Source organism: Streptomyces sp. NPDC047706, assembly GCF_043204795.1.
Lineage (GTDB): Bacteria > Actinomycetota > Actinomycetes > Streptomycetales > Streptomycetaceae > Streptomyces.
Genome location: NZ_JBIDCW010000014.1, coordinates 1 through 23,292, shown reverse-complemented (window position 1 = coordinate 23,292; position 23,292 = coordinate 1). Strand labels below are relative to the sequence as shown.

Below are 23,292 nucleotides of genomic sequence, written 5' to 3'. Positions count from 1 at the left end.
AGGGCGTGATCACCGCACCTCGATGAATCTCCCCGCGTCCCGGTCCGGACGTGGCCGCGGCTCCTCTGCCGGGTGGCCGATCGCCACCGCCCCCATGGGGTCCCAGTCGGCCGGCAGTCCCAGCACCGCACGCACCACGTCCCGGCAGAACATCGTCGACGACACCCATGCCGAGCCCAGCCGCTCCCCGGCCAGTGCCACCAGGAAGTTCTGTACGCCCGCCCCGGCGGCGACCACGAACATCTCCCGCTCGGCACCGTCCCGCCGGGCGTCCCCGTAGGTGTGCGACCCGTCCATGACCAGGCAGGGAACCACGAGGTACGGCGCGTTGCGCAGGACGTCCCCGCGCTTCACCCGCCTGGCGACGGACTCCTCCGTCTTGCCGTCCCGCCGCAGGTCCGCGATCCAGGCGTCCCGCATGGCGTCCAGCAGCGCGGTCCGCGACCCGGGCGACTCCAGCAGGACGAAACGCCACGGCGTCGTGTGGTGCGGCGCCGGTGCCGTGACCGCGGCGGCCACGGCCCGGCGTACCGCCTTGGGGTCCACGGGTCCGTCCGTGAAGGACCGGACCGTGCGCCGCTGGGTCACCGCCTCGCGCACCGCCTCCGACGTGCCGAGCCGGAACATGTCGTCCCGCGCGCCCCGCACCAGCGCCCGTGCTCCTTGGCCGTCCTCCTCGGCCACCGTGTGCGCCAGGCCGCGCACGACGGCGACCGGCAGCCCGGACGCCTTGCCCTTGACCAGGTCGCCCGCTGCCGCCAGTTCGTCGGCGGTGGCGACGACGGTGGCGCTCAGCGGATTGCCGTGCGCGTCGGTGCCCCCGCGCAGGTCGTCGAGGACGCGCACGCCGGCGGCGCCGATCGCCACATCGGTGAGTCCCGATCGCCAGGGGCGCCCGAAGGTGTCGGTGACGATCACTCCGACGTCGACGCCCAGGGCGCCGCGCAGGCCGTCGCGGATCGTCCGCGCCGAGGCGTCCGGGTCCTCGGGCAGCAGCAGCACGGTTCCGGCCGGGGTGTTGGAGGCGTCGACGCCGGCGGCGGCCATGATCAGGCCCTGCCGGTTCTCGACGATGCGCAGTGGCCCGCGCCGGGCCACCACCCGCACCGTCTCGGCGTCGATCGCGGTCTCCCGGTCGTCCGCCCGGACGATCCGCCCCTCCGCCTTGGAGACGATCTTGGACGTGACGAGCAGTACGTCCCCGTCGGCCAGGCCCGGTTCGGCGGTGGCGATCAGCTTGGCGAGGTCGTCGCCGGGAGCCACCTCGGGAAGGCCGGGCACCGCCCAGACCCGGTAGCCGGTCACGACGCCCGCACCTCGTCCGCCAGTGCCAGCGCCTCGCGCGCCATCTGCGCGGCCGCCTCCTCGTCGGTCATCAGCAGCGGTACGGCACGGCAGCGGATGCCCGCCGCCTCGACCCGCTCCACCGCGCCCGCGTCCACCATGTCCACGAGCCAGCCGTCGAGCAGCCCGGAGCCGTAGTGCTCGGCGACCGCCGCCGCCGTGGCCTGCACGCCGACCGCCGCGAGCACCTTGTCCGCCATCCCGCGCACCGGCGCGTCCCCGATGATCGGGGAGAGGCCGACCACCGGCACGCCGGCGTCGGCGATCGCCTCGCGGATGCCGGGCACGGCGAGGATCGTGCCGATCGAGACGACCGGGTTGGACGGTGGGAAGAGGACGACGTCCGCCTGGGCGATGGCCTCAAGCACGCCGGGCGCGGGCTTGGCCTGCTCGGCGCCGACCGGCACCACCGCGTGGGCGGGGACCGACGCGCGCAGCCGGACCCAGTACTCCTGGAAGTGGATCGCCTTGCGCACGCCGTCGAGCTCGACCGCCACATGCGTCTCGACGCGGTCGTCCGTCATCGGGATGAGCCGGACCCCGGGCTGCCAGCGGTCGCAGAGGGCCTCGGTCACCGCGCTCAGCGGGTACCCGGCGCCCGTCATCTGCGTGCGCACGATGTGGGTGGCGAAGTCGCGGTCGCCGAGGCCGAACCACTCCGGCCCCACGCCGTACGCCGCGAGTTCCTCCTTCAGGTGGAAGGTCTCGTCGGCACGCCCCCAGCCCTGCTCCTCGTTTATGCCGCCGCCGAGCGTGTACATCACCGTGTCGAGGTCCGGGCAGACCTTCAGCCCGAAGAGGTGGATGTCGTCACCGGTGTTGCCGATGACGGTGATGTCCGCGTCCGGCACGGCCCGCTTCAGACCGCGCAGGAACCGGGCACCGCCGATGCCGCCTGCCAGAACCACAATCCGCATGGAGCAAGTGTTGCAGGCGGGTACGACAGCGTGGCACGCGGTTACCGGAGCTCGGCGAGTGCCGTGCACTGCGGGGTGTGCATCGGCATCTCCGTCAGGCCCGGGTGGTAGAGGTGCAGGCTGACCGCCGGTTCGAGGGTGTCGTTGAGCACCTCGTGCGCGTAGCCAGGCGCGAACACGCGCTGCCGGCCCGGCCCCAACGCGCGCGTGCCCCGCTCCGTCCGCTCGGTGAGGGTGCCGTCCAGGACGGTGAGGACGCCGGAGGAGGGGCCGTGGTCGTGCAGCCCGCTGCCCTGACCGGGCACCCAGGACAGCAGCCACACCTCGTAGCCGGGGCCGGTGCGCAGCCGGTGGTACCAGCGGCTGGTGGCGTCGTACCGGACGAGGTGCTCCCACTGGGCGCGGTCGGCGGCGACGGAGCGCGCCAGGCCGACGAAGTCGGCGACGGTGGCCGGGTGCTCGCGCGGGGCCTGGAGCAGGTGCGGGACTTCGAGGATGTCGCCGGCGATCTGGAGGTCGCTGTCGCTGTTCATGGGGTGGGGAGGTTCCTCGGCGGGGAGAGGTGCGGGGCTGGATGTCACGGCCGTCCGCCCGGATCGCGGGCGGGAGGAGCGCCCGGGTGGGGCGTGGGGAACAGCAGCCGAGTCGCGGTGGACTCAGAGGCAGCCGGAGCGCGCTGGGCTCAACAGCTGGAACAGCAACAACAGCTACGGCGAGCGTGGGCAGCACCGAGGGACCCGGCGGAGCGGGTCGAGGTGGGCGCCAAGTTCGCGAGCATGCCCCCTAGGACAGCGGCTGACACCCCCACTGTCAACTCGGCGCCCGAAATGTGGGACATGTTTCACCTCTTCCGGTTCATCGGTCAGGTGAAAGGTTTGCTCAGGCCTTCACCGGGACACATGGCGCACAACCGGGCGCGCAAGCCCCGTTGCGATCCTGTGATCCGACTGTGATCCGGTTCGCTTCGGCGTGTGCGTCGGAACGAGATTGAGCCACTGGGCGTCCTTCTCCGTACAGGGTGCGTGTGAGGCCGACGGCCTCCCGGGCCCCAACAGCGTGTCAAGGTTTATGGCGATTTGAACACTTTCCGCACGGCCTTGGTTCCGCAGAGTGAATAAGGGGCTCAATAGCAGATCTCGGCTTGACTCGCCCGGAGCAGCACACTTGTAATTTCACTCGTGTCGTTCAGCCGGAATCGGTAACGGCTACATCACGGGGACGCGAAAGACAGACGAGGGGCGCACATGACCGAGCTGGTGCAGCAACTGCTGGTCGACGACGCGGACGAGGAACTCGGCTGGCAGGAGCGCGCGCTGTGCGCCCAGACCGACCCCGAGTCCTTCTTCCCCGAGAAGGGCGGCTCGACCCGAGAGGCCAAGAAGGTCTGTCTCGCCTGCGAGGTCCGCTCCGAATGTCTTGAGTACGCCCTGGCCAACGACGAGAGATTCGGCATCTGGGGCGGCCTGTCCGAGCGGGAGCGCCGCCGCCTGAAGAAGGCGGCCGTCTGAGCCGACGGCACACAACGTCCTCGTACATACGGGGCGAAGTACATACGGGGCGAACGGCCCGTCGCGGGTGGGTTGTCCACAGGCGGCGGGCCGTCGTCATGGGCAGCCGATAGTGTGGGCGCTCGTCCGAGACACCCCGCCGCCCCCATGCGGCACAGGTGTCCACCGCAGTCCACCGAACCGGGGCCCGTACCTCGATGTCCGTGCACAGCCACACGGCAGCCCATCACGATGCCGCTGCCACACCAGAGTTCCCGCGTCATGTGGTGACCGCGGTCCTCGTCTCCCACGACGGCGCCCGCTGGCTGCCCGACGCGCTCGCCGGGCTGCTCGGCCAGGAGCGGCCGGTTCAGTTCGTCATGGCCGCCGACACCGGCAGCGGCGACGACTCCGCGGAGCAGGTCACCGCCGCGCTCGGCCCCGACCGCGTGCTGCACCTCGCCCGGCGCACCGGCTTCGGCCAGGCCGTTGAGGAGGCCAACCGCTCGGCGCCCGTCCTCACCCCGGACGAGCTGCCGTACCTGAAGCGGCCGAGCGGCTGGGACCCCGTCACGCGCACCTGGCGCGACGACGCCTACGACATGCCCGAGCTGCCGCACGGAGAGCCCGTGCAGTGGTTGTGGCTGCTGCACGACGACTGCGCGCCCGAACCCGACGCGCTGGCCGAGCTGCTGCGGGTGGTGGAGAACGAACTCGAACTCGGCCGCGACGACGTGGCCGTGGTCGGCCCCAAGCTGCGCGGCTGGTACGACCGCAGGCAGCTCCTCGAAGTCGGCGTCAGCATCGCCAACTCGGGCCGCCGTTGGACCGGCCTGGACCGCCGCGAGCAGGACCAGGGACAGCACGACCACGTCCGGCCCGTGCTGTCCGTGTCCACCGCCGGCATGCTGGTCCGGCGCGACGTCTTCGAAGAGCTCGGTGGATTCGACCGGCGCCTGCCGCTGATGCGCGACGACGTCGACCTGTGCTGGCGTGTCCACGCCGCCGGGCACCGCGTCCTCGTCGCCCCCGACGCCGTCGTACGCCACGCCGAGGCCTCCTCCCGCGAGCGCCGGGCCGTCGACTGCGCCGGCCGCACCACCGCCTCCCCGCACAAGGTCGACAAGGCCGGCGCCGTCTACACCCTCCTCGTCAACGCCCGCACGGCCACGCTGCCCTGGGTGCTGTTCCGCCTCGTCCTCGGCACCCTGCTGCGCACCGTCGCCTACCTCGTCGGCAAGGTGCCCGGGCAGGCGGTCGACGAGATCCGCGGTCTGATGGGCGTGCTGCTGCGGCCCGAGCGGATCGTCGCGGGCCGCCGCAGGCGCGGCCGGCCGATGGTCGACAAGGGCGAGTTGCGCCCCCTGTTCCCGCCGCCGGGCGCGACGGTGCGGGCCACCGTCGAACAGGTCGCGGGCAGCGTCATGAGCAGCTCCGACCCGGAGGTCACCTCCGGCGCGGGACGCCACGGCGGCGCTGTCGAGTCCGGGCCCGGCGGCGATGACGCGGAATTCCTGGAGATCGAGCAGTTCGCCCGCCTGAAGCGGATCGCCCGCAACCCCGGCCCCGTGCTGTTCCTGGTGCTGCTGCTCGTGTCGCTGGCCGCCTGCCGCGACCTCCTGGGCGGCGGCTCCCTCGCGGGCGGCGCCCTGCTGCCCGCACCCGGCGACTCCGCTGAGCTGTGGTCGCGTTACCTCGACTCCTGGCACCCGGTGGGCGCCGGAGGGGACGGCTCCGCGCCGCCCTACCTCGCGCTCGTGGCGATGCTGGCCTCCGCGCTGTTCGGCTCCGCGGGCCTCGCGGTCACGGTGCTGCTGGTCTGCTCGGTGCCCCTGGCCGGAGTCACCGCGTACTTCGCCTCCCGCCCGCTCGTCGAGTCCCGCCTGCTGCGCGCCTGGGCCGCCGTCGTGTACGCGTTCCTGCCCGCCGCCACCGGCGCCCTCGCCGGCGGCCGGCTCGGCACCGCCGTCCTCGCCGTGCTGCTGCCGCTCCTCGCGCGCGCGGGCGCCGCCGCCGGCGGCCTCGCGAACGCCTCCGGCGCGCGCGGCAGTTGGCGCGCCACCTGGGCCTACGCCCTGCTGCTGACCGTCACCACCGCGTTCACGCCGATCGTGTGGCCGCTCGCGCTGATCCTCGGCGTCGGGCTGCTCGTGGTGCGCCGCGGCGACATCACCGCCTACGGCCTGCGCTTTGCTACCCAGCTGGGCACGCCCCTGCTGGTCCTCGCCCCCTGGTCGCTGTCCCTGCTGCCGTTCGGCTTCTTCCGCGAAGCGGGCCTGGAGTACGGCGCCTCGGCCGCCTCCGCCTTCGACCTGCTGGGCGCGAGCCCGGGCGGGCCCGGCACCGTCAGCGGACTGATGCTGATCGGCATCGTGCTGGCGGCGCTTGCCGCCCTGCTGCGCGACGAGCGCCGGCGGGGCATCAGGGCGGCCTGGGTGGTCGCCCTGGTGGGCCTCGTCCTCGCGGTGCTGTCCAACGGATCAGCCTGGGCCGGCCCCGCGACGCTGGTCTACGCCCTCGCGCTGCTGACGGCCGCCGTCATCGGCGCCGAGGGGGCACGCACGCGGGTGGCCGAGCAGAGCTTCGGCTGGCGCCAGCCGGTCGCCGCGCTGATCGCCTTCGCCTCGGCCGCGGGCCCGCTGCTCGTCGCCGCCGGATGGATGATCCGCGGCGCAGACGGACCACTGGAGCGCCGTGACCCGGTGCAGGTGCCCGCGTTCGTCGCCGAGGAGAGCGGCACCCGCGACCAGGCCCGCACCCTCGTCCTCGACAGCGACTCCACGGCCCGCGTCGGCTACACCCTGGTCCGCGGTTCCGGCGCCCGCCTCGGCGACGCCGAACTCGCGGCGGCCGACGGCGGCCACGCCGTGCTCGACAAGGTCGTCGCCAACCTCGTCGCCGGTTCCGGCGCCGACCAGGCCGACCAGCTCGGCGCCTTCGCCGTGCGCTACGTCCTCGTGCACAAGGGCGCGCCCCGCGAGGTCAGCCGCGTCCTGGACACCACGCCCGGTCTGAGCAGGCTCAGCCAGCAGGACGGCGGCGCCCTGTGGCGGGTCGACCGCCAGGTCGCGCGCGCGGTCGTCGTCCCGGCCTCCGGCTCGGGTGCCCCGCAGCCGGTGGCCGCCGGACCCGTCGAGATCCACACCGACGTCCCGGCCGGCGCCGACGGCCGGGTGCTGCGCCTCGCGGACACCGCGTCCGACGGCTGGACAGCCACCCTCGACGGCAAGCCGCTCACCCGCACCACCGTCGACGGCTGGGCCCAGGGCTTCGAACTCCCTGCGGGCGGCGGCACCCTGGACGTGACCTACGACGATCCGATCGGCCACACCGCCTGGCTGTGGGCGCAGGGGTTCCTCGCCGTCGTCCTCGTCGTGCTCGCCCTGCCCGGGCGCCGGCGCGACATCGACGACGACCTTCCCGAGGAGCCTGTGATCCCCGTTCAGGCCGTCGCAGGCGAGGGCCGCCGGGCCCGCCGCCTGCGCGCGCAGGCAGAGGCCGAAGAGGCCGCCCGGGACGAGGAGTTCCCGCCTTCTGCGCAGGAGGAGCCCCAGGTGCCGATCCCGCAGCAGCAGGCCTACGGCCAGTACGACACCGCCGGCTACGCGGGCGCCGAGTACGGCACCTACGGCGGCGAGCGGTACGAGGGCGCCGGCCCGCACTACTCCACGGACGGTTACGGGCAGCCGTACGGGCACGAGCAGTACCAGGCGGACCCCTACCAGGGCGGGCAGTACGACCCGTACGCGTACGGCGGTCCGCAGCAGCCGGGGACGTACGAGCAGCCCTACGACCAGTACCCGCAGGGCTACGACCCGGCCTACGACCCCGCCCAGCAGCAACACCCGCATCGCAGCGGCAACGAGCGCCCCGACGGGAGCCAGCAGTGAAGCGCACCACCCTGTCCCTGATCGCCGGCGCCGGCGCGCTCGCCGCGGTCACCGGTTTCGCCGCGCTGTCCGCCCCGGAGGCGACCGGCACGGACACGACCAAGGCGGCCGCCCAGTTGCCGGTGGAGCGTTCAAGCCTGGCGTGCCCCGCGCCGAGCACCTCCGACCTCGCCGAGACGACGTACACGTCCTTCACTCCGGTCACCGACGGCACGGGTGGTGAGGGCAAGGGCGAGCTGCTGCCCGCCGGCGGCGGCAAGGCCGAGAAGCCGGTGCTGAAGCCCAAGGAGCCCGGCTCGCCGGTCTCCGGCGACAGTTCGGGAGGCGAGGCGCCCGCGCTGATCGGCACGGCGGAGGGGAAGTTCGCGCCCGGGTGGACCGTGCAGCAGACGACCGAGGTCGCGGCCGGTGCCGGGCGCGGGTTGCTCGGCGTCAGCTGCTCGGCGCCGGACACCGACTTCTGGTTCCCGGGGGCCAGCACGGCCGACGGGCGCACCGACTACGCCCACCTGACCAACCCGGACGACTCCGCCGCGGTCGTGGACATCGAGTTGTACGGCAAGGACGGGGCGCTCGAGTCCACGGTGGGGGAGGGCATCACCGTCGCCCCCCGGTCCAGTGAGCCGATCCTGCTGTCGACCCTGACGGACGCCGAGGAGACCGACCTCACGGTCCATGTGAACGTCCGCAGCGGACGGGTCGGCGCCGCGGTGCAGGCACTGGACGACAAGGCGGGCGGCGACTGGCTGGCCGCGGCCGCCGACCCGGCGGGGAGCCTGGTGATGCCGGGAATCCCCAAGGACGCGACGGCGGTGCGCCTGGTCGCGTTCACGCCGGGGGGCACCGACGCGGACCTCACGGTGCGCCTGGCCTCGCCGAACGGGCTGATCACCCCGGCCGGGAACGAGACCCTGCGCGTGAAGTCGGGCATGACGACCGCGCTGGACCTCGGCGACGTCACCCGCGGTGAGGCCGGTTCGCTCGTGCTGACGCCCTCGGACCAGGCCGTGCCCGTCGTCGCGGCCGTGCAGGTGGTGCGTGGGAAGGACGGCTCCCAGGAGACGGCGTACATCCCCGCCACGCGGGCCGTCGGCACGCGCGCGACATCGGCGGGCAACGCCGGCAAGGGCGTGACCCTGTCGCTGACCGCGCCGGGTGAGGCGGCGCAGGTCAAGGTCACGGTGTCGGCGGGCACCGAGGGCGGCACGGCGGCGTCGAAGACGTACTCGGTCAAGGCGGGCACGACACAGGACGTCCAGGTGCCGGTGCCGAGCGGGCTGGAGGGCACGTTCGCGCTGACGGTGGAGCGGGTCTCGGGCGGCCAGGTCTACGCGTCCCGGACGCTCGCCGCGACGCAGGACGGCGTCCCGGCCTTCACGGTCCAGACCCTGCCCGACGACCGGGGGACGGTGGCCGTGCCGGAGGCGGAGCAGGATCTGTCGGTGCTCCAGAAGTAGGCGCCGTGCCGGGCTGCTCAGTCCTCGCCGTACCGGGGATCCACCGTCTCCGGCGTCAGACCGAGCAGCTCGGCGACCTGCTCCACGACGACCTCGTGCACCAGCGCCGCCCGCTCGTCGCGTCCCTTGGTGCGGATCTCGACGGGACGCCGGTAGACGACCACCCGCGCGGGACGCCCCTCGCGTGCCGCGACGATGCCGCCGAGGGGTACCGCCTCGTCGTTCCACGCCTGGCCGGGGCCGTCCAGCCGCGGTACCTCGAGGACGAGGAAATCGATGTCGGCGAGCTGCGGCCACCGCCGTTCGAGGCGCTCCACGGAGTCCTGCACCAGATCGGCGAACGCCTCGGCACGGCTTGCCGCGAGCGGCACCTGAGGGGGCGCGATCGGGCCGCGCATGCCCCGGCCGTGACGATCACGGCGACGGGGCCCGGGGTCTGCGGCACGGGGCGGTACTCGGTTGTCCATCACTGGTGAAGCGTAGTCCTCGCGCGAGGCGTGTGCCGGGCGTCCACACGGCATTCCGGACCGCCGCACGACGCCGCACCGCCTGTCGCCGGATGACCATTCCAGCCAAGATTGGGCTCGATTCCGTATCCCTCCGCGACCGGCGATCACGAGGCAATTGACGGCGTTTATGTGGGGTGTTGACCACTTTCGTGGTCGTACGAGACCGCGCACAAGCGTGTCCGCGCAGGTCAGCGGCGTGTGCCGGAAGGGGCCTGTGGGGTGCTTCACAACACGACACGGTGGAGTGACCTGGTGGAGAGTCGTCGCGGCCCGCTCAAGAGTGCGGTACCGTCCAACGTCGTGAGCCCTGTACGTCGCTGTTCGCGCACCGCTTGCGGCCGTCCTGCCGTAGCGACGCTGACGTACGTCTACGCCGACTCGACCGCCGTTCTCGGCCCGCTCGCCACCTACGCGGAACCCCACTGCTACGACCTGTGCGCCGAGCATTCCGAGCGCCTCACCGCCCCCCGCGGCTGGGAGGTCGTCCGGCTTCTCGACGGCTCCGCTCCGGCCCGCCCCAGCGGGGACGATCTGGAAGCGCTCGCCAACGCGGTGCGCGAGGCCGCGCGGCCTCAGGAGCGCGCTGCGCAGGCGGGCGGCGGTGGCCGCGCGGCGGATCCGATGGAGGTCGCGCGCCGCGGTCACCTGCGGGTTCTGCGTTCCCCCGACAACTGAGCGCCCGGTCGGGGCCCGCATCATTTCGTTGCACGCCGCACATCCATTGACCAGCGCTTGTCGCGTACACGATCGTTTCGTCACCCGTGAGAAATCGCTTACCGCATGGCGGCACCCGGGAAGGCGTTCGTGTACGTCCCGGAACTGGCCCGTCGCCGGCTCGCCCGGTCCGTCCGCCCTGGTGGCGGCGCTGCCGCTGGTGATCGTCCTGATCCTGCCCGGCGGCGTGCGCATGAAGGCCCGTCTGGCGGGTCTCACCGGCCTGCCGACGGCCTTCCGCCCTCGATCCGGTGAAGGGCCGCGATCGTTCGCGCTGGTCGCCAGCACCGCGCTGGTCGCCAGCACCGCGACGGCCGCCAACACCGCGCCGGTCGCCTTCGGCGCCATGGGCACACCGGTGGCGACGCTCGCTCAGGTAACCGGGCTGCCCCCGGAGGACGTGGCGTCCGTGGCGGGGCGTCAGACACCGCTGCCGGCGCTCGTGGTGCCGCTGATGCTGGTCGGCCTCGTGGGCGGACGGCGCGGCCTGCGGGAGACCTGGGTGTCGGCCGGGTGGCATGCGGAATCGCCTTCGCCACCTCCCAGTTCGCCGCCTCGAACCACTTCTCCCGGGCAACTCGCCGACATCGCCGCCGCCTTGGCGGGCGCCGGCGCCCTGGTCGCCGTGCCGCAGTCGCGCGGGCCCGCCGCCGGGCCCGTCCGCGCGTCGGTGCTGACCGGCGCCGGCATCGAGGAACTGGACGCGGAGGAGCGGCGCGCGGAGGTCGTGCGGGCGTACGGGCCGTACGCGCTGATCGTGGCCGTCTTCTCCGAGGCGCAGATCCCGGTCGCCAAGGACTGGCCGGCCGGGGCCACGCAGACCTGCCACCGGCCCCTCCTGGACGTCGTCGGCCCGGACGGGGAGCGGGTCGGCGGCAACGTCTTCATCTGGCCGGTCGTGTCCACCGGCGGCACGCTCGTGCTGCTCGGCGGTGTGCTCCTGGGCTGGTTCGGACTCGCCGTGTCCGGCTCCGACACCTCGGCCAACGCCCTCTTCGGGGCGCTCCAGGTGACCGCCGCGCGCGAGTCGGGGCTGTCGCCGGCGCTGCCGGCCGCCGCCAGCAGCTCGGGCGGTGTCCTCGGCAAGATGATCTCCCCGCAGAACCCGTCCATCGCCTGCGCGGCCGTAGGGCTCGCGGGCCGCGAGGGTGACCTGCTGCGCAAGGTGCTTGCCGTGGAGTCAGGCGCTGTTGCTCGTGGTGTGTCGGATCGTGGTCGGCCAGAGTTCGCCGGTGCTCGGCTGGATGCTGCCCTGACCTCACGGTTACGGCTGGGGGACCAGTTTCGGTCCCCGCCGTGCGTTGGCGGCTGCGGCGGGTAGTTTGGGGGCACCGATAGGACTTTCAGGAGGGTTGGCCGTGGCTGCTGATCTGTCGCAGATCGTGAAGGCTTACGACGTGCGCGGCGTCGTTCCCGACCAGTGGGACGAGCCGCTGGCCGAGCTCTTCGGGGCGGCCTTCGCCCAGGTGACCGACGCCGAAGCGATTGTCATCGGGCACGACATGCGGCCGTCGTCCCCCGGACTGTCACGCGCCTTCGCGCGCGGGGCGGCGCTCCGTGGCGTCGACGTCACCGAGATCGGCCTCTGCTCGACCGACCAGCTGTACTACGCCTCGGGCGCGCTGAACCTGCCGGGTGCCATGTTCACGGCCTCGCACAACCCGGCCCGCTACAACGGCATCAAGATGTGCCGCGCGGGCGCAGCGCCGGTCGGTCAGGACACCGGCCTCGCCGAGATCCGTGAACTTGTCGAGCGGTGGAGCGACTCCGGCGCTCCCGAGCCCGCCGCGCGGCGGGGAACGATCACGCAGCGCGACACGTTGGAGGACTACGCGGCCCACCTGCGCTCGCTCGTCGACCTGACCTCGATCCGCCCCCTGAAGGTCGTCGTCGACGCGGGCAACGGCATGGGCGGCCACACGGTCCCCACGGTCTTCGAGGGCCTGCCCCTGGAGCTCGTGCCGATGTACTTCGAGCTGGACGGCACGTTCCCCAACCACGAGGCCAACCCGCTGGACCCGGCCAACATCGTCGACCTCCAGGAGCGCGTGCGCACCGAGGGTGCCGACCTCGGCATCGCCTTCGACGGCGACGCCGACCGCTGCTTCGTCGTCGACGAGAACGGCGACCCGGTCCCGCCGTCCGCGATCACCGCCCTGGTGGCCGCGCGCGAGCTGGCCAGGCACGGCGGCGAAGGCGTCGTCATCCACAACCTGATCACGTCCTGGACGGTCCCGGAGGTCGTGAAGGAGAACGGCGGCACGCCGGTCCGCACGCGCGTGGGCCATTCCTTCATCAAGGCCGAGATGGCCCGCACCGGCGCGATCTTCGGCGGTGAGCACTCCGCGCACTACTACTTCCGCGACTTCTGGAACGCCGACACGGGCATGCTGGCCGCTCTCCATGTCCTGGCGGCCCTCGGCGGCCAGAAGGGCACGCTCTCCGCCCTGGTGGACGAGTACGACCGCTACGCCGGCTCCGGCGAGATCAACTCCACCGTCGACGACCAGCAGGGCCGCCTCGCCGCCCTCAAGTCGGCCTTCGAGGACCGCGAGGGCGTCACCCTCGACGAACTCGACGGCCTGACGGTCACGGCCGGCGACTGGTGGTTCAACGTCCGCCCGTCCAACACGGAGCCGCTGCTGCGCCTGAACGCCGAGGCGCGGGACGAGGCGACGATGGTGAAGGTGCGGGACGAGGCGCTGGAGATCATCCGGGGGTGAGGCCGGGGTGAGGCCGGGGTGAGGCGGGGTGAGGCGGGGTGAGGAGGGGGTGGGGTGGCCTGGGGCGCGGGGTCGGGCGGCGCGGCGGCATCCCCGCCGCGGGTCCGGCCGGCTGCCGGGCTCGATGGGGGCGCGGCGGCGTGTCCGGGGCGCGGCTCGGTTTCGTGGCAGCGCCCGCGTAGGGGCGTCGGCTTGGCTTCGTGGGGGGCGAGTACGTCATCCAGCCCCTCCCCGTCGGTCACCGCACGTGTGGCCCGCCCACCGGTGACCGCGCACCGACGACTCCTGCCCCCGTCCCCCGGCGCCACTCACCGTGCCTCCGCCGCAACGCCCTTGACGGCACACCACAACCCCCCACGCCCCCGCCTCCACGGCGGTACCCTGACCAGGCACAACCGCACAGCCACACGTACCCGGACCGGTACGCACACCCCGCCCCGAAGGGACCCCCCATGCCGCTCGAAGCCGGCCTCCTGGAGATCCTCGCCTGCCCGGCCTGCCACGCCCCTCTCAAGGAGCAGGACGCGGAGCTGCTCTGCACCGGCCAGGACTGCGGCCTGGCGTACCCCGTCCGCGACGGCATCCCCGTCCTCCTCGTCGACGAGGCCCGCCGCCCGGCGTAACGGCCCGCAGACGTCCGCGCAGACCGGGCCCGCCCCCAAGGACCCGCCGCCCGCACAACCGCCGACCCCGGCGTTCGGAGGCTGCCGCACATGCTCGACGAATCGCTGCTCGACTCCCCGGAGGGCCTCGCAGAGGCCGACCAGCGCGGCCTGCTGCGCGGCGCCGCAGAAGCCGGTGCCCGCGTGCGTACCGCCGCCCGGTTCGCCGTCGAGGCCGGAGTCGGTGAGCTGAAACCCGACGGCCGGCCGCGGGCCGTCCTCATCGCCGGCCCCGGTGCCGCCGCCACCCACGCCGCCGACTTCCTCGGCACGCTGGCCGGCCCCGGCAGCCCGGTCATCCGCCTCGCACCGACCGGCGTGGCACCCGCCGCGGGCGCCCTGCGCTGGGAACTCCCCGGCTGGGCCGGCTCGGTCGACCTGCTCCTGATCGCCACCCCGGACGGCACCGAACCGGGCCTCACCCTGCTTGCCGAACAGGCCTACCGGCGCGGCTCCACGGTCGCCGCCGTGGCCCCGGCGGGCACCCCGCTCGCGGAGGCCGTCGCCGGCGCCCACGGTCTGTTCGTACCGATGGCGACGGCCCCCTACGAGCAGGACGAGCAGCCGCCGCTCGCCGCGTCCGCCCCCGGGGTCCTGTGGGCGCTGCTCACCCCGCTGCTCGCGCTGCTGGACCGCATCGGCCTGCTCACCGCCCCGCCGGACGCGCTGGGGAAGGTCGCCGACCGCCTCGACCACATCGCCGAACGCTGCGGGCCGGCCATCGAGGCGTACAGCAATGCCGCCAAGACCCTGGCCGCCGAACTCGCCGACGCGCTCCCGGTGATCTGGACGGAAGGCACCTCGGCCGGCCCTGCGGGCCGCCGTTTCGCCGCCGCGCTAGGGGAGCTGTCGGGGCGGCCCGCCGTCGTGGCCGAACTCCCCGAGGCGCTCGCCGCGCACAGTGCCCTGCTCGCCGGCCGGCTCGCCGCCAGCGCCGACCCCGACGACTTCTTCCGAGACCGCGTGGAGGACCCGCCCGCGCTGCACGCGCGCGTGGTGCTGCTTCGCGACCGCCCGATCGGTGGGCTCACCGCCGCCCCCGCAGCCCGTGACCTGGCCCTGAGCCACGACACGCCGATCAGCGAGCTGGAACCCGAACCGGGCGGTGAGCTGGAGACCCTCTCCGAACTGATCGCCATCACGGATTTCGCCGCCGTTTACCTGGCGCTCGCCTCGAGGGCCTGATCTGGCTCAGGACGCCCGACCTCCGTACGCGGGGGGCACCGGCGACCGTACGCGAAGAGAACCGAAGGCGTACGAACGTCGTACGAACGAGGTACGCGTGCCGTACGCCCACCTGTGCCCCGCCGGCCCCGGCAGAGAGAATCGAATGGACCGCCTCGCCAACACCGTCCGCCCCTACGCCTGGGGTTCCACCACCGCGATCCCGCAGCTGCTCGGCGTCGAGCCGACCGGCGAGCCGCAGGCGGAGATGTGGATGGGCGCCCATCCGGGCGCACCCTCGCGCACCGACCGCGGCACGCTCGTCGACGTGATCGCTGCCGACCCCGAGAAGGAGCTGGGCCCGGCCGCGGTGGCCAAGTTCGGCCCCGGACTGCCCTTCCTGCTGAAGATCCTTGCGGCGGGCGCCCCGCTCTCGCTCCAGGTGCACCCCGACCTGCAGCAGGCGAAGGAGGGTTACGAGGAGGAGGAGCGCCGCGGCGTCCCCGTGGACGCCCCGCACCGCAACTACAAGGACGCCAACCACAAGCCGGAACTGATCTGCGCGCTCACCGAGTTCGACGGCCTGTGCGGATTCCGTGACCCGATCCGCACCGCCGAGCTGTTCGAAGGACTCGGCGTCGACTCCCTCAAGCCGTACGTCGATCTGCTGCGCGCCCACCCCGAGGACGCGGCGCTGCGCGAGGTGCTCACCGCCGTCCTCACCGCCGACCCCGAGGAGATGGCCCACACGGTCGCCGAGACCACCGCGGCCTGCTCGCGACTCGGCGGCGACTACGCCCCGTATGCCGGCCTCGCCCACCACTACCCGGGCGACCCGGGAGTGATCGCCGCGATGCTGCTCAACCACGTCCGCCTGCAGCCCGGCGAGGCGCTGTACCTCGGCGCCGGCATCCCGCACGCCTACCTCAGCGGTCTCGGCGTCGAGATCATGGCCAACTCCGACAACGTGCTGCGCTGCGGCCTGACCCCCAAGCACGTCGACGTCCCCGAACTCCTGCGCGTCGTACGCTTCGAGGCGAACGACGCGGGCGTCCTGCGTCCGGAGGCGTCCCCGGACGGCGAGGAAATCTACGAGACCCCGATCGACGAGTTCCGGCTCTCCCGCTACGTCCTTGCCGAGGGCGGCCCCACGCGCGACCTCACCCGCGCCACCCCGCAGATCCTGCTGTGCACCGCGGGTTCGGTACGGGCCGGCGAACACGTGCTGGCGCCGGGCTGCTCCGTCTTCGTAGCAGCCGGCGAAAGGGCCGAAGTGTCCGGTACGGGCACGCTGTTCCGGGCGACCGTGGTGGCCTGATCCCGCGGGTGTGCTGACCAGGCGCACCCCCGCCGGGCCGGGCTGCAACAATGGCCCACCGGCAAGGGCCGGCGAAGCCCGCGAGCGGGCAAAGCCCTGATGGACGGCGTACGAAGGGACATCGCGAACTCATGAGCGCGTCAGGCGGCACCAAGGCGATCGTGGCGGCACTGTTCGCCAACCTCTCGATCGCCGTAGCGAAGTTCGTGGCGTTCCTCTTCAGTGGTTCGTCCTCGATGCTGGCGGAGTCGGTGCACTCGGTGGCCGACTCCGGCAACCAGGGGCTGCTCCTGCTCGGCGGCAAGAAGGCCCAGCGCGTGGCGACCCCGCAGCACCCGTTCGGCTACGGCCGCGAGCGCTACATCTACGCCTTCCTGGTCTCGATCGTCCTCTTCTCGGTCGGTGGCATGTTCGCCATCTACGAGGGTTACGAGAAGATCAAGCACCCGCACGAGATCGAGCACTGGTACTGGCCGGTGGGCGTGCTGGTCTTCGCGATCATCGCGGAGACGATCTCCTTCCGGACGGCCATCAAGGAGTCCAACGCCGTGCGCGGCCGCAGGTCCTGGAAGGAGTTCGTGCGGCACGCCAAGGCGCCCGAGCTGCCGGTCGTCCTCCTGGAGGACCTCGGCGCGCTCGTCGGTCTCATCCTGGCCCTCGGCGGCGTCGGCCTCGCCCTGCTCACCGGCGACGGCATCTGGGACGGCATCGGCACCCTGTGCATCGGTGTGCTGCTCATCCTGATCGCGCTCGTCCTGGCCGCCGAGACCAAGTCGCTGCTGCTCGGCGAGGCGGCCGGCGCCGAGGACGTCAGGAAGATCGAGGCAGCGGTCGTCGACGGCAGCACGGTCACCGGCATCATCCACATGCGCACGCTCCACCTCGGCCCCGAGGAGGTCCTGGTCGCCGCCAAGATCGCCGTGCGCCACGACAACACCGCCGGTGAGGTCGCCTCCGCGATCGACGCCGCCGAGGCCCGTATCCGCGAGGCCGTGCCGATCGCCCGCGTCATCTACCTGGAGCCGGACATCTACAGCGAGGCCGAAGCGGCCAAGGGCCCGGACCGGAAAGCCTCGCCGGGGGGCCCGACCCCGTCCACGGAGCACTGAGCTCCCTGGCACCTCCCCATGTCCGGTGACCCGCCGACCTGTTGATGCAGCGTCACCTGTTCGGCGGTCCCCGGCCGGTTGTGAACCCGGCCGGCTGTGAGTCCGGCCGGTTGTGAGTCCGGCCGGCTGTGAGTCCGGCCGGTGTGCCCCCGACTGGTTGAGCCCCCGGCCGGTTGTGGCCCCGAGCGAGCCACCCTGGTCCGGCGGAGCGGCCCGGCTACTCGACCTCGCGCAAAACGCCACGCCCAGCACCGCCCCCTCGTCCGCCGCCGCCAGCAACCGCTCCCGGAATCCGGCAGCGATCAGCTTCCGCGACAGCAGCGCCAGAATCCGCAGATGCTCGTCGCCCGCGGCGGCCTCCGGTACGGCCATCATGAACACGAGCCTCACCTTCGTACCGTCGGAGCGAGCCCCACTCCACGCCCTGCGCTGAACGCGCGAACCCGACGACCGGCGCGGTCACCGCGTCCGTCTTGGCGTGCGGGGCCGCGATCTCCTCGCCGAGCCCGGTCGTGCCCTGCTCCTCCCTCCGCAGCGCCGTGCGCACCAGCTCGCCGACGTCGGCGACCTTGCCGCTGCGCGCCGGCAGCTCCGCCATCTCACGGATGGCGGCCTCCTTGTCCGGCGCACCGAGCCGGGCTCGTACGGTCCGCCCCGTCAGTACTCGAACAGAACCTCGCCCTCCGCATCACCGGAAGCCTCCGCCTCGACCGGCCGGCCACCGACCCCCTCGACCGTCCCGTCACCGACGGCCTCGACCGTCCTGTCACCGAGGGCCTCGCCGCTAGGCCGTGCCCGCCGTCACGGCACCCCGGTGGCCCCGAGTCACCAGGTGCCGTGTTCGGCGTGAATTGTTCGGAGGTGGACTGGGGGCGGCTGGGCCGCCCGGTGTAGCTTGGGACGCAGTCAGACGTCGCTGCTGATGGCGGTCGGGCGGTCCCCAGCGGGACCGGCCGAGGGAGAGAGGGCCTCCGACGGACTGCGTTGCGCGCACACGGGCATGCCCGCGTGCTCTTCGGGCACCCCTGTGTCCGCCGCCGCGCAGATCAGCCGTACCCACCTCGACCCAACCACCGAGGAGCAGCCAGCAATGACCACTGTCGAGAACCGACAGGACTTCAAGGTCGCCGACCTCTCCCTGGCCGAGTTCGGCCGCAAGGAGATCACCCTCGCCGAGCACGAGATGCCGGGCCTCATGGCGATCCGCAAGGAGTACGCCGAGGCGCAGCCCCTCAAGGGCGCCCGAATCACCGGCTCCCTGCACATGACCGTGCAGACCGCCGTGCTCATCGAGACCCTGGCCGCCCTGGGCGCGCAGGTCCGCTGGGCGTCCTGCAACATCTTCTCCACCCAGGACCACGCGGCCGCCGCCATCGCGGTCGGTCCGAACGGCACGCCCGACAACCCCCAGGGCATCCCGGTCTTCGCCTGGAAGGGCGAGACCCTGGAGGAGTACTGGTGGTGCACGGAGCAGGCCCTGACCTGGCCGAACACCCCCACCGGCGGCCCCAACATGATCCTGGACGACGGCGGTGACGCCACCCTCCTGGTGCACAAGGGCGTCGAGTACGAGAAGGACGGCAAGGTCCCCTCGCCCGACACCGCCGAGTCCGACGAGCACCGCGTCATCCTCGAACTGCTCACCCGCACCGTGAGCGAGAGCCCCCAGAAGTGGACCCAGCTCGCGTCCGAGATCCGCGGCGTGACCGAGGAGACCACGACCGGCGTCCACCGCCTTTACGAGATGCACCGCGACGGCACCCTCCTGTTCCCGGCGATCAACGTCAACGACGCGGTCACCAAGTCGAAGTTCGACAACAAGTACGGCTGCCGCCACTCCCTGATCGACGGCATCAACCGTGCGACGGACGTGCTCATCGGCGGCAAGACCGCCGTCGTCTGCGGCTACGGCGACGTGGGCAAGGGCTGCGCTGAGTCCCTGCGCGGCCAGGGCGCCCGCGTGATCATCACCGAGATCGACCCGATCTGCGCCCTGCAGGCTGCGATGGACGGCTACCAGGTGACGACGCTGGACGAGGTCGTCGACAAGGCCGACATCTTCATCACCACGACGGGCAACAAGGACATCATCATGGCCTCGGACATGGCCAAGATGAAGCACCAGGCGATCGTCGGCAACATCGGCCACTTCGACAACGAGATCGACATGGCCGGCCTCGCCAAGATCCCCGGCATCGTCAAGGACGAGGTCAAGCCGCAGGTCCACACCTGGACCTTCGCCGACGGCAAGGTCCTCATCGTGCTGTCCGAGGGCCGCCTGCTGAACCTGGGCAACGCCACCGGTCACCCGTCGTTCGTGATGTCCAACTCCTTCGCGGACCAGACGCTGGCCCAGATCGAGCTGTTCACCAAGCCCGACGAGTACCCGACCGACGTCTACGTGCTGCCCAAGCACCTCGACGAGAAGGTCGCCCGCCTCCACCTCGACGCTCTCGGCGTGAAGCTGACCACGCTCCGCCCCGAGCAGGCCGAGTACATCGGCGTCCAGGTCGAAGGCCCGTACAAGCCCGACCACTACCGTTACTGACTCCACAAGCCGGCCCGCTGAGCCGCCCGCCCGTGCACTGACGCGCAGCTCAGCAGCAGGACCTCCGAGGCAGGCCCCCGCACCCCCGTGCCGGGGGCCTGCCCCTTTGGCCGTGCCGGAACGTCACCGACCTGTCGCGGCGAACCGGACCAGCCCGTCACACCCCAGGACCCTCATGCCCCGCGGCCGCTATTCGCTCCACGATCCGCACGATCACACCCCCCTCGCAGAAGAGCACTTCCACTGCGCCCCCGGCCCCTCCGGCTGGCGCTATGTCTCGCAACTGACCTCCCCCTCGGGCGATCACCGCGGCTCCGTCGACCTCACCCTCGACGAACTCGGCCGTCCCCTCCGTCTCGAACTGCACGCGTCAGGCTGGCAGGTGCGCGGTGCCGCGCTGGACGGCGTCACCTGGGTCCGCACCGACCCCACCGGTACCGACGCGACGGAAGGCAATGTCCGCGCCCATGCCTTCACGGGTACCTCTCCCGCGTTCCTCATCGCCACCACCCGTCTGCTGCGCCTCACCCCCTCCGGCTCCGCAACCCGCGTACGCCTGGTCGCCCTCACAGACCCGGTCCTCGCTCCGCGCACCGTGGACCAGTCCTGGGCTCTGCTGAAAAGAGAAGCACACGGCACTGACAACGGCCCTCTGACCGTGGAGGAGTACCAGGTCACAGCCCTGGACACCGGCGAACAGCACGTCGTGCACATCACCGGAGACGTGGTGCTCGCGGCACCGGGCATCGAGTTGGAGGACCTGGACTCGCCGCCGTCGGTCTTCACGTGAAGGGGGGTTCCCGCCGTCCTTCCGTCAGCGGGCGCCGAGGCAGGCTGCCGTGTCGTGCCTACGCGGGAGGGGCGAAGCCGGTCGTGGGCCGGTCGGTGTCGGCCGACTCGGTGGCCGCACTCCCCTGCCCCCTGTGCGCCGGGCCGGGCTGCGGCGGCTGCGCAGGGCTCCCGGGAGGGCTATCGGGCTGCCCGGTTCCTCGCGCCGACTGAGCAACCTCGTGGAAGTGCCCGGACCCGGCCGGTGGCGGCGGCGGGGTAACCGCCGAGGGATAGGAGGGGTATGCCGGATAGGAGGGCAGCGGCGAATGGGTGGCCTCGGCGGGGTGGGCTGGGTGGTCGGGGTGGGAGGGAGACGGATACGCCCCGGGGGCCGCGCCACCGCTCCCGTACTGGCCACCATCGGCCGTTCCACGGATACCGACCCCGTCGGCGTGGGCCTTCCGCATCTCCCTCGTCTGCCTCTCCTGCACCACCGCAGCCAGATAGGCGGCCGGCGGTACCCCTTGCGGCACCGGCGTTCCTGTTCGCTCCGCGAGATCGGCGGCGAGCCGTTCCGCCATGGCGCCGCCGACTTGGGGGTCCAGCTGCTGCATGCGTGTGAGGTATTGCCGGATGGCGAGCCACAACCCGTCGGGGACCGCTGAGAGATCGAGTCCTGAGAACCGCCCCGCAAGCCAAGGCGGCGGGGGCACGGAACGTACGCGGGCAGCGGGTATTCGCTCCCTCACCACCAGGGTCCCCGCGAACACGTCGCCGAGCCGTCGCCCTCGCTCCGACACGAGCGAAGCGATACAAGCGATGACCCCGAGCGTCAGCAGGATCTCGACGACGCCGATCGCCCCGCGCACCAGAGCGTGCCGGAACCGGATAGGCCCGCCGTCGTCGCGAACCACCCGCAAACCGAACGCCAGCTTGCCCAGCGACCGCCCATGGCTGAGCGTCTCCACAGCGATGGGCGCGCCCACGAGAACCAGCAGAAACGTGGCTATGGACACCGCGATCTGAGCGGCTTCGTCCAGGGAGGCCGTGGAGATCAGCAGCACCATGCTCACGATCACATACGCGGCGAAGGCCACGATGAGATCGAGCAGGACGGCCAGCGCCCTGCTGGGCAGCCTCGCGGGGCGCAACTCCAGCGCAACCGCCTCACCCGTCACCAGCTCACTCACGCCCGTTGTCCTTCCCCTGGCCTGCCCCGAGAGCGCCCAGTCTGCCAAGCTGAGGGCCTTGAGCATCGCAGTACGACAAGCTGACACTCACGACGGGCCCGCCGACGAGCAGCCGAGGAGCAGGCACACCGATGGACCTCGACGTCTTCGTCTCCGCCCACCGAGCGGAATGGGACCGCCTGGAGGACCTGCTCCGGCGCCAGCGCCGGCTCTCCGGCGCCGAGACCGACGAACTTGTCGCGCTCTATCAGCGCACCGCAACTCATCTTTCCCTGATCCAGTCCGCCGCACCCGATCCCCAGCTGACCGGCCGCCTGAGCCAACTGGTCGCACGCGCGCGTAGCGCCGTGACCGGCTCCCGACGCGCCTCGTGGCGCGACGTCACCCGTTTCCTCGCCTACGGCTTCCCTGCAGCCGTCTACCGATCACGCCACTGGTGGGTTCCCACCGCACTTCTGTCGACGCTCGTCGCGGCTCTTCTCGGCTGGTGGATCGGCGCGTACCCCGAGGTCCAGGCGACCATCGCGGCACCCAGCGAACTGCGCGAGCTCACCCGCCCCGGTGGCCAGTACGAGAGCTACTACTCCACCCATCCGGCTGCGTCCTTCGCCGCCCGCGTCTGGACGAACAACGCGCAGGCAGCCGCCATGTGCCTGGTCTTCGGCGTCTTCCTGGGCCTCCCCGTCCTGTGGATCCTCTTCCAGAACATGCTCAACCTGGGGATCGGCTTCGGCCTGATGTCCTCGGCTGGCCGACTCGACACGTTCCTCGGCCTGGTCCTCCCGCACGGCCTGCTGGAGCTGACCGCGGTCTTCGTGGCCGCCGGAACAGGGTTGCGTCTTGGCTGGACGGTGATCGACCCGGGCCCACGCACGCGTAGGACGGCCCTTGCGGAGGAGGGCCGGGCTGCTCTCGGCATGGCGATCGGCCTTGCCCTGGTCCTCTTCGTCGCCGGCGCCATCGAAGGCTTCGTCACCCCGTCGGGCCTGCCGACCTGGGCACGGATCGGCATCGGGGTCGTGGCCGAGGTGGCGTTCCTCGCGTACGTCTTCGTGCTCGGACGGCGAGCCGCTCAGGCCGGGGAGACGGGGGACGTGGACTCGGCCGAACGGAGCGCCACCGTGCCGACCGCCGCTTGATGTGCGGCCAGGCCTGCGAGGCTGCTAGTCTCCTCTTCGCCCCACAGGACCCGTTGACACGGAGCATGTGGGGAGGTAGATTCGAACAGTTGCCTGGACTGGAGTTCATCCGGTCGGCACCTTGAGAACCTACTCGCTTCTCGGAACTTCAGCTTCGAGAAGCTCCCCCGATTAATCGGAATGGATGGGCGGTCAGACCGGCCCGAAACCTCTGATAAAGTCGGCACCGCCGGAAAGGAAAGCGCGAAAGCGTAGACCTTGAAAGCACCGAGGAAATCGGGTCGAGAAAAGATCTGATAGAGTCGGAAACGCAAGACCGAAGGGAAGCGCCCGGAGGAAAGCCGCGAGAG

The 23,292-nt window shown here is 72.1% G+C and carries 18 protein-coding genes and 1 pseudogene; 13 read left to right on the top strand and 6 right to left on the bottom strand.

From position 1 onward, the window contains the following. Positions 1–9: 9 nt before the first annotated feature. Genes ACGF8A_RS18180 through ACGF8A_RS18170 form a run of 3 tightly spaced genes read right to left on the bottom strand, consistent with a single transcriptional unit; the run spans position 10 to position 2,794 of the window. Positions 10–1,305: a coenzyme F420-0:L-glutamate ligase gene (locus ACGF8A_RS18180; RefSeq protein WP_393109235.1), complete on the bottom strand. Its 1,296-nt coding sequence runs from the start codon at positions 1,303–1,305 to the stop codon at positions 10–12. Continuing rightward, complete coding sequence (gene cofD, locus ACGF8A_RS18175; RefSeq protein ID WP_393109233.1) at positions 1,302–2,261, bottom strand: 2-phospho-L-lactate transferase; 960 nt, start codon at positions 2,259–2,261, stop codon at positions 1,302–1,304. The genes ACGF8A_RS18180 and cofD overlap by 4 nt, the downstream gene beginning before the upstream one ends. Positions 2,262–2,302: 41 nt before the next feature. Then, on the bottom strand, positions 2,303–2,794 hold the full coding sequence (locus ACGF8A_RS18170) for a cysteine dioxygenase (RefSeq protein WP_393109231.1): 492 nt from the start codon (positions 2,792–2,794) through the stop codon (positions 2,303–2,305). A 711-nt stretch (positions 2,795–3,505) separates the two neighbouring features. Between ACGF8A_RS18170 and ACGF8A_RS18165 the strand changes: the two genes are divergently transcribed. The 3 genes from ACGF8A_RS18165 (at position 3,506) to ACGF8A_RS18155 (ending at position 9,095) form a co-directional block, all read left to right on the top strand. Next, on the top strand, positions 3,506–3,769 hold the full coding sequence (locus ACGF8A_RS18165) for a WhiB family transcriptional regulator (RefSeq protein WP_003975777.1): 264 nt from the start codon (positions 3,506–3,508) through the stop codon (positions 3,767–3,769). Between the two features lie 197 nt (positions 3,770–3,966). Continuing rightward, on the top strand, positions 3,967–7,638 hold the full coding sequence (locus tag ACGF8A_RS18160) for a glycosyltransferase (RefSeq protein ID WP_393109229.1): 3,672 nt from the start codon (positions 3,967–3,969) through the stop codon (positions 7,636–7,638). After that, positions 7,635–9,095 carry a DUF5719 family protein gene (locus ACGF8A_RS18155; protein WP_393109228.1) on the top strand — a complete coding sequence of 487 codons (1,461 nt, stop codon included), beginning with the start codon at positions 7,635–7,637 and terminating at the stop codon, positions 9,093–9,095. Before ACGF8A_RS18160 ends, ACGF8A_RS18155 begins: the two co-directional genes overlap by 4 nt. Before the next feature lie 17 nt (positions 9,096–9,112). Here the strand turns inward: ACGF8A_RS18155 and ACGF8A_RS18150 are convergent, their stop codons facing one another. Further along, on the bottom strand, positions 9,113–9,562 hold the full coding sequence (locus tag ACGF8A_RS18150; protein ID WP_393109497.1) for a metallopeptidase family protein: 450 nt from the start codon (positions 9,560–9,562) through the stop codon (positions 9,113–9,115). Between the two features lie 294 nt (positions 9,563–9,856). Between ACGF8A_RS18150 and ACGF8A_RS18145 the strand changes: the two genes are divergently transcribed. The 7 genes from ACGF8A_RS18145 to ACGF8A_RS18115 all read left to right on the top strand — a co-directional run bounded on the left by ACGF8A_RS18145 (position 9,857) and on the right by ACGF8A_RS18115 (position 17,294). Then, positions 9,857–10,279: a DUF3499 domain-containing protein gene (locus tag ACGF8A_RS18145; RefSeq protein ID WP_053760356.1), complete on the top strand. Its 423-nt coding sequence runs from the start codon at positions 9,857–9,859 to the stop codon at positions 10,277–10,279. A gap of 181 nt (positions 10,280–10,460) precedes the next feature. Beyond that, positions 10,461–11,639 (top strand): L-lactate permease, encoded by a 1,179-nt coding sequence (locus ACGF8A_RS18140; RefSeq protein WP_393109226.1) that lies wholly within the window; start codon positions 10,461–10,463, stop codon positions 11,637–11,639. A 37-nt stretch (positions 11,640–11,676) separates the two neighbouring features. Continuing rightward, positions 11,677–13,041: a phosphomannomutase/phosphoglucomutase gene (locus ACGF8A_RS18135; protein ID WP_393109224.1), complete on the top strand. Its 1,365-nt coding sequence runs from the start codon at positions 11,677–11,679 to the stop codon at positions 13,039–13,041. 452 nt (positions 13,042–13,493) lie between these two features. Then, positions 13,494–13,664 (top strand): Trm112 family protein, encoded by a 171-nt coding sequence (locus ACGF8A_RS18130; RefSeq protein ID WP_125493546.1) that lies wholly within the window; start codon positions 13,494–13,496, stop codon positions 13,662–13,664. Between the two features lie 90 nt (positions 13,665–13,754). Beyond that, positions 13,755–14,888, top strand: a complete 1,134-nt coding sequence (locus tag ACGF8A_RS18125; protein ID WP_393109221.1) for an SIS domain-containing protein — start codon at positions 13,755–13,757, stop codon at positions 14,886–14,888. Between the two features lie 145 nt (positions 14,889–15,033). Next, positions 15,034–16,185: a mannose-6-phosphate isomerase, class I gene (manA, locus tag ACGF8A_RS18120; protein WP_393109219.1), complete on the top strand. Its 1,152-nt coding sequence runs from the start codon at positions 15,034–15,036 to the stop codon at positions 16,183–16,185. Positions 16,186–16,316: 131 nt separating this feature from the next. Continuing rightward, entirely contained in the window at positions 16,317–17,294 is a 978-nt protein-coding gene (locus ACGF8A_RS18115; protein ID WP_393109217.1) for a cation diffusion facilitator family transporter, read from the top strand. Positions 17,295–17,534: 240 nt separating this feature from the next. On the opposite strand, the pseudogene ACGF8A_RS18110 reads toward ACGF8A_RS18115, so the two are convergent. Continuing rightward, positions 17,535–17,955 (bottom strand): annotated as a pseudogene (locus tag ACGF8A_RS18110) (PTS sugar transporter subunit IIA); the annotation flags it as partial. Positions 17,956–18,384: 429 nt separating this feature from the next. On the opposite strand from ACGF8A_RS18110, the gene ahcY reads away from it, so the two are divergent. Both ahcY and ACGF8A_RS18100 read left to right on the top strand, forming a co-directional pair. Continuing rightward, positions 18,385–19,842, top strand: coding sequence for an adenosylhomocysteinase (ahcY, locus tag ACGF8A_RS18105; RefSeq protein WP_393109215.1), 1,458 nt, complete (start codon positions 18,385–18,387; stop codon positions 19,840–19,842). Between the two features lie 175 nt (positions 19,843–20,017). Then, positions 20,018–20,632 carry a hypothetical protein gene (locus tag ACGF8A_RS18100; protein ID WP_393109213.1) on the top strand — a complete coding sequence of 205 codons (615 nt, stop codon included), beginning with the start codon at positions 20,018–20,020 and terminating at the stop codon, positions 20,630–20,632. A 58-nt stretch (positions 20,633–20,690) separates the two neighbouring features. On the opposite strand, the gene ACGF8A_RS18095 is transcribed toward ACGF8A_RS18100, so the two are convergent. Beyond that, positions 20,691–21,803: an RDD family protein gene (locus tag ACGF8A_RS18095; protein WP_393109211.1), complete on the bottom strand. Its 1,113-nt coding sequence runs from the start codon at positions 21,801–21,803 to the stop codon at positions 20,691–20,693. Between the two features lie 131 nt (positions 21,804–21,934). Between ACGF8A_RS18095 and ACGF8A_RS18090 the strand changes: the two genes are divergently transcribed. Then, positions 21,935–22,942 carry a stage II sporulation protein M gene (locus ACGF8A_RS18090; RefSeq protein ID WP_393109209.1) on the top strand — a complete coding sequence of 336 codons (1,008 nt, stop codon included), beginning with the start codon at positions 21,935–21,937 and terminating at the stop codon, positions 22,940–22,942. Positions 22,943–23,292 lie beyond the last annotated feature (350 nt).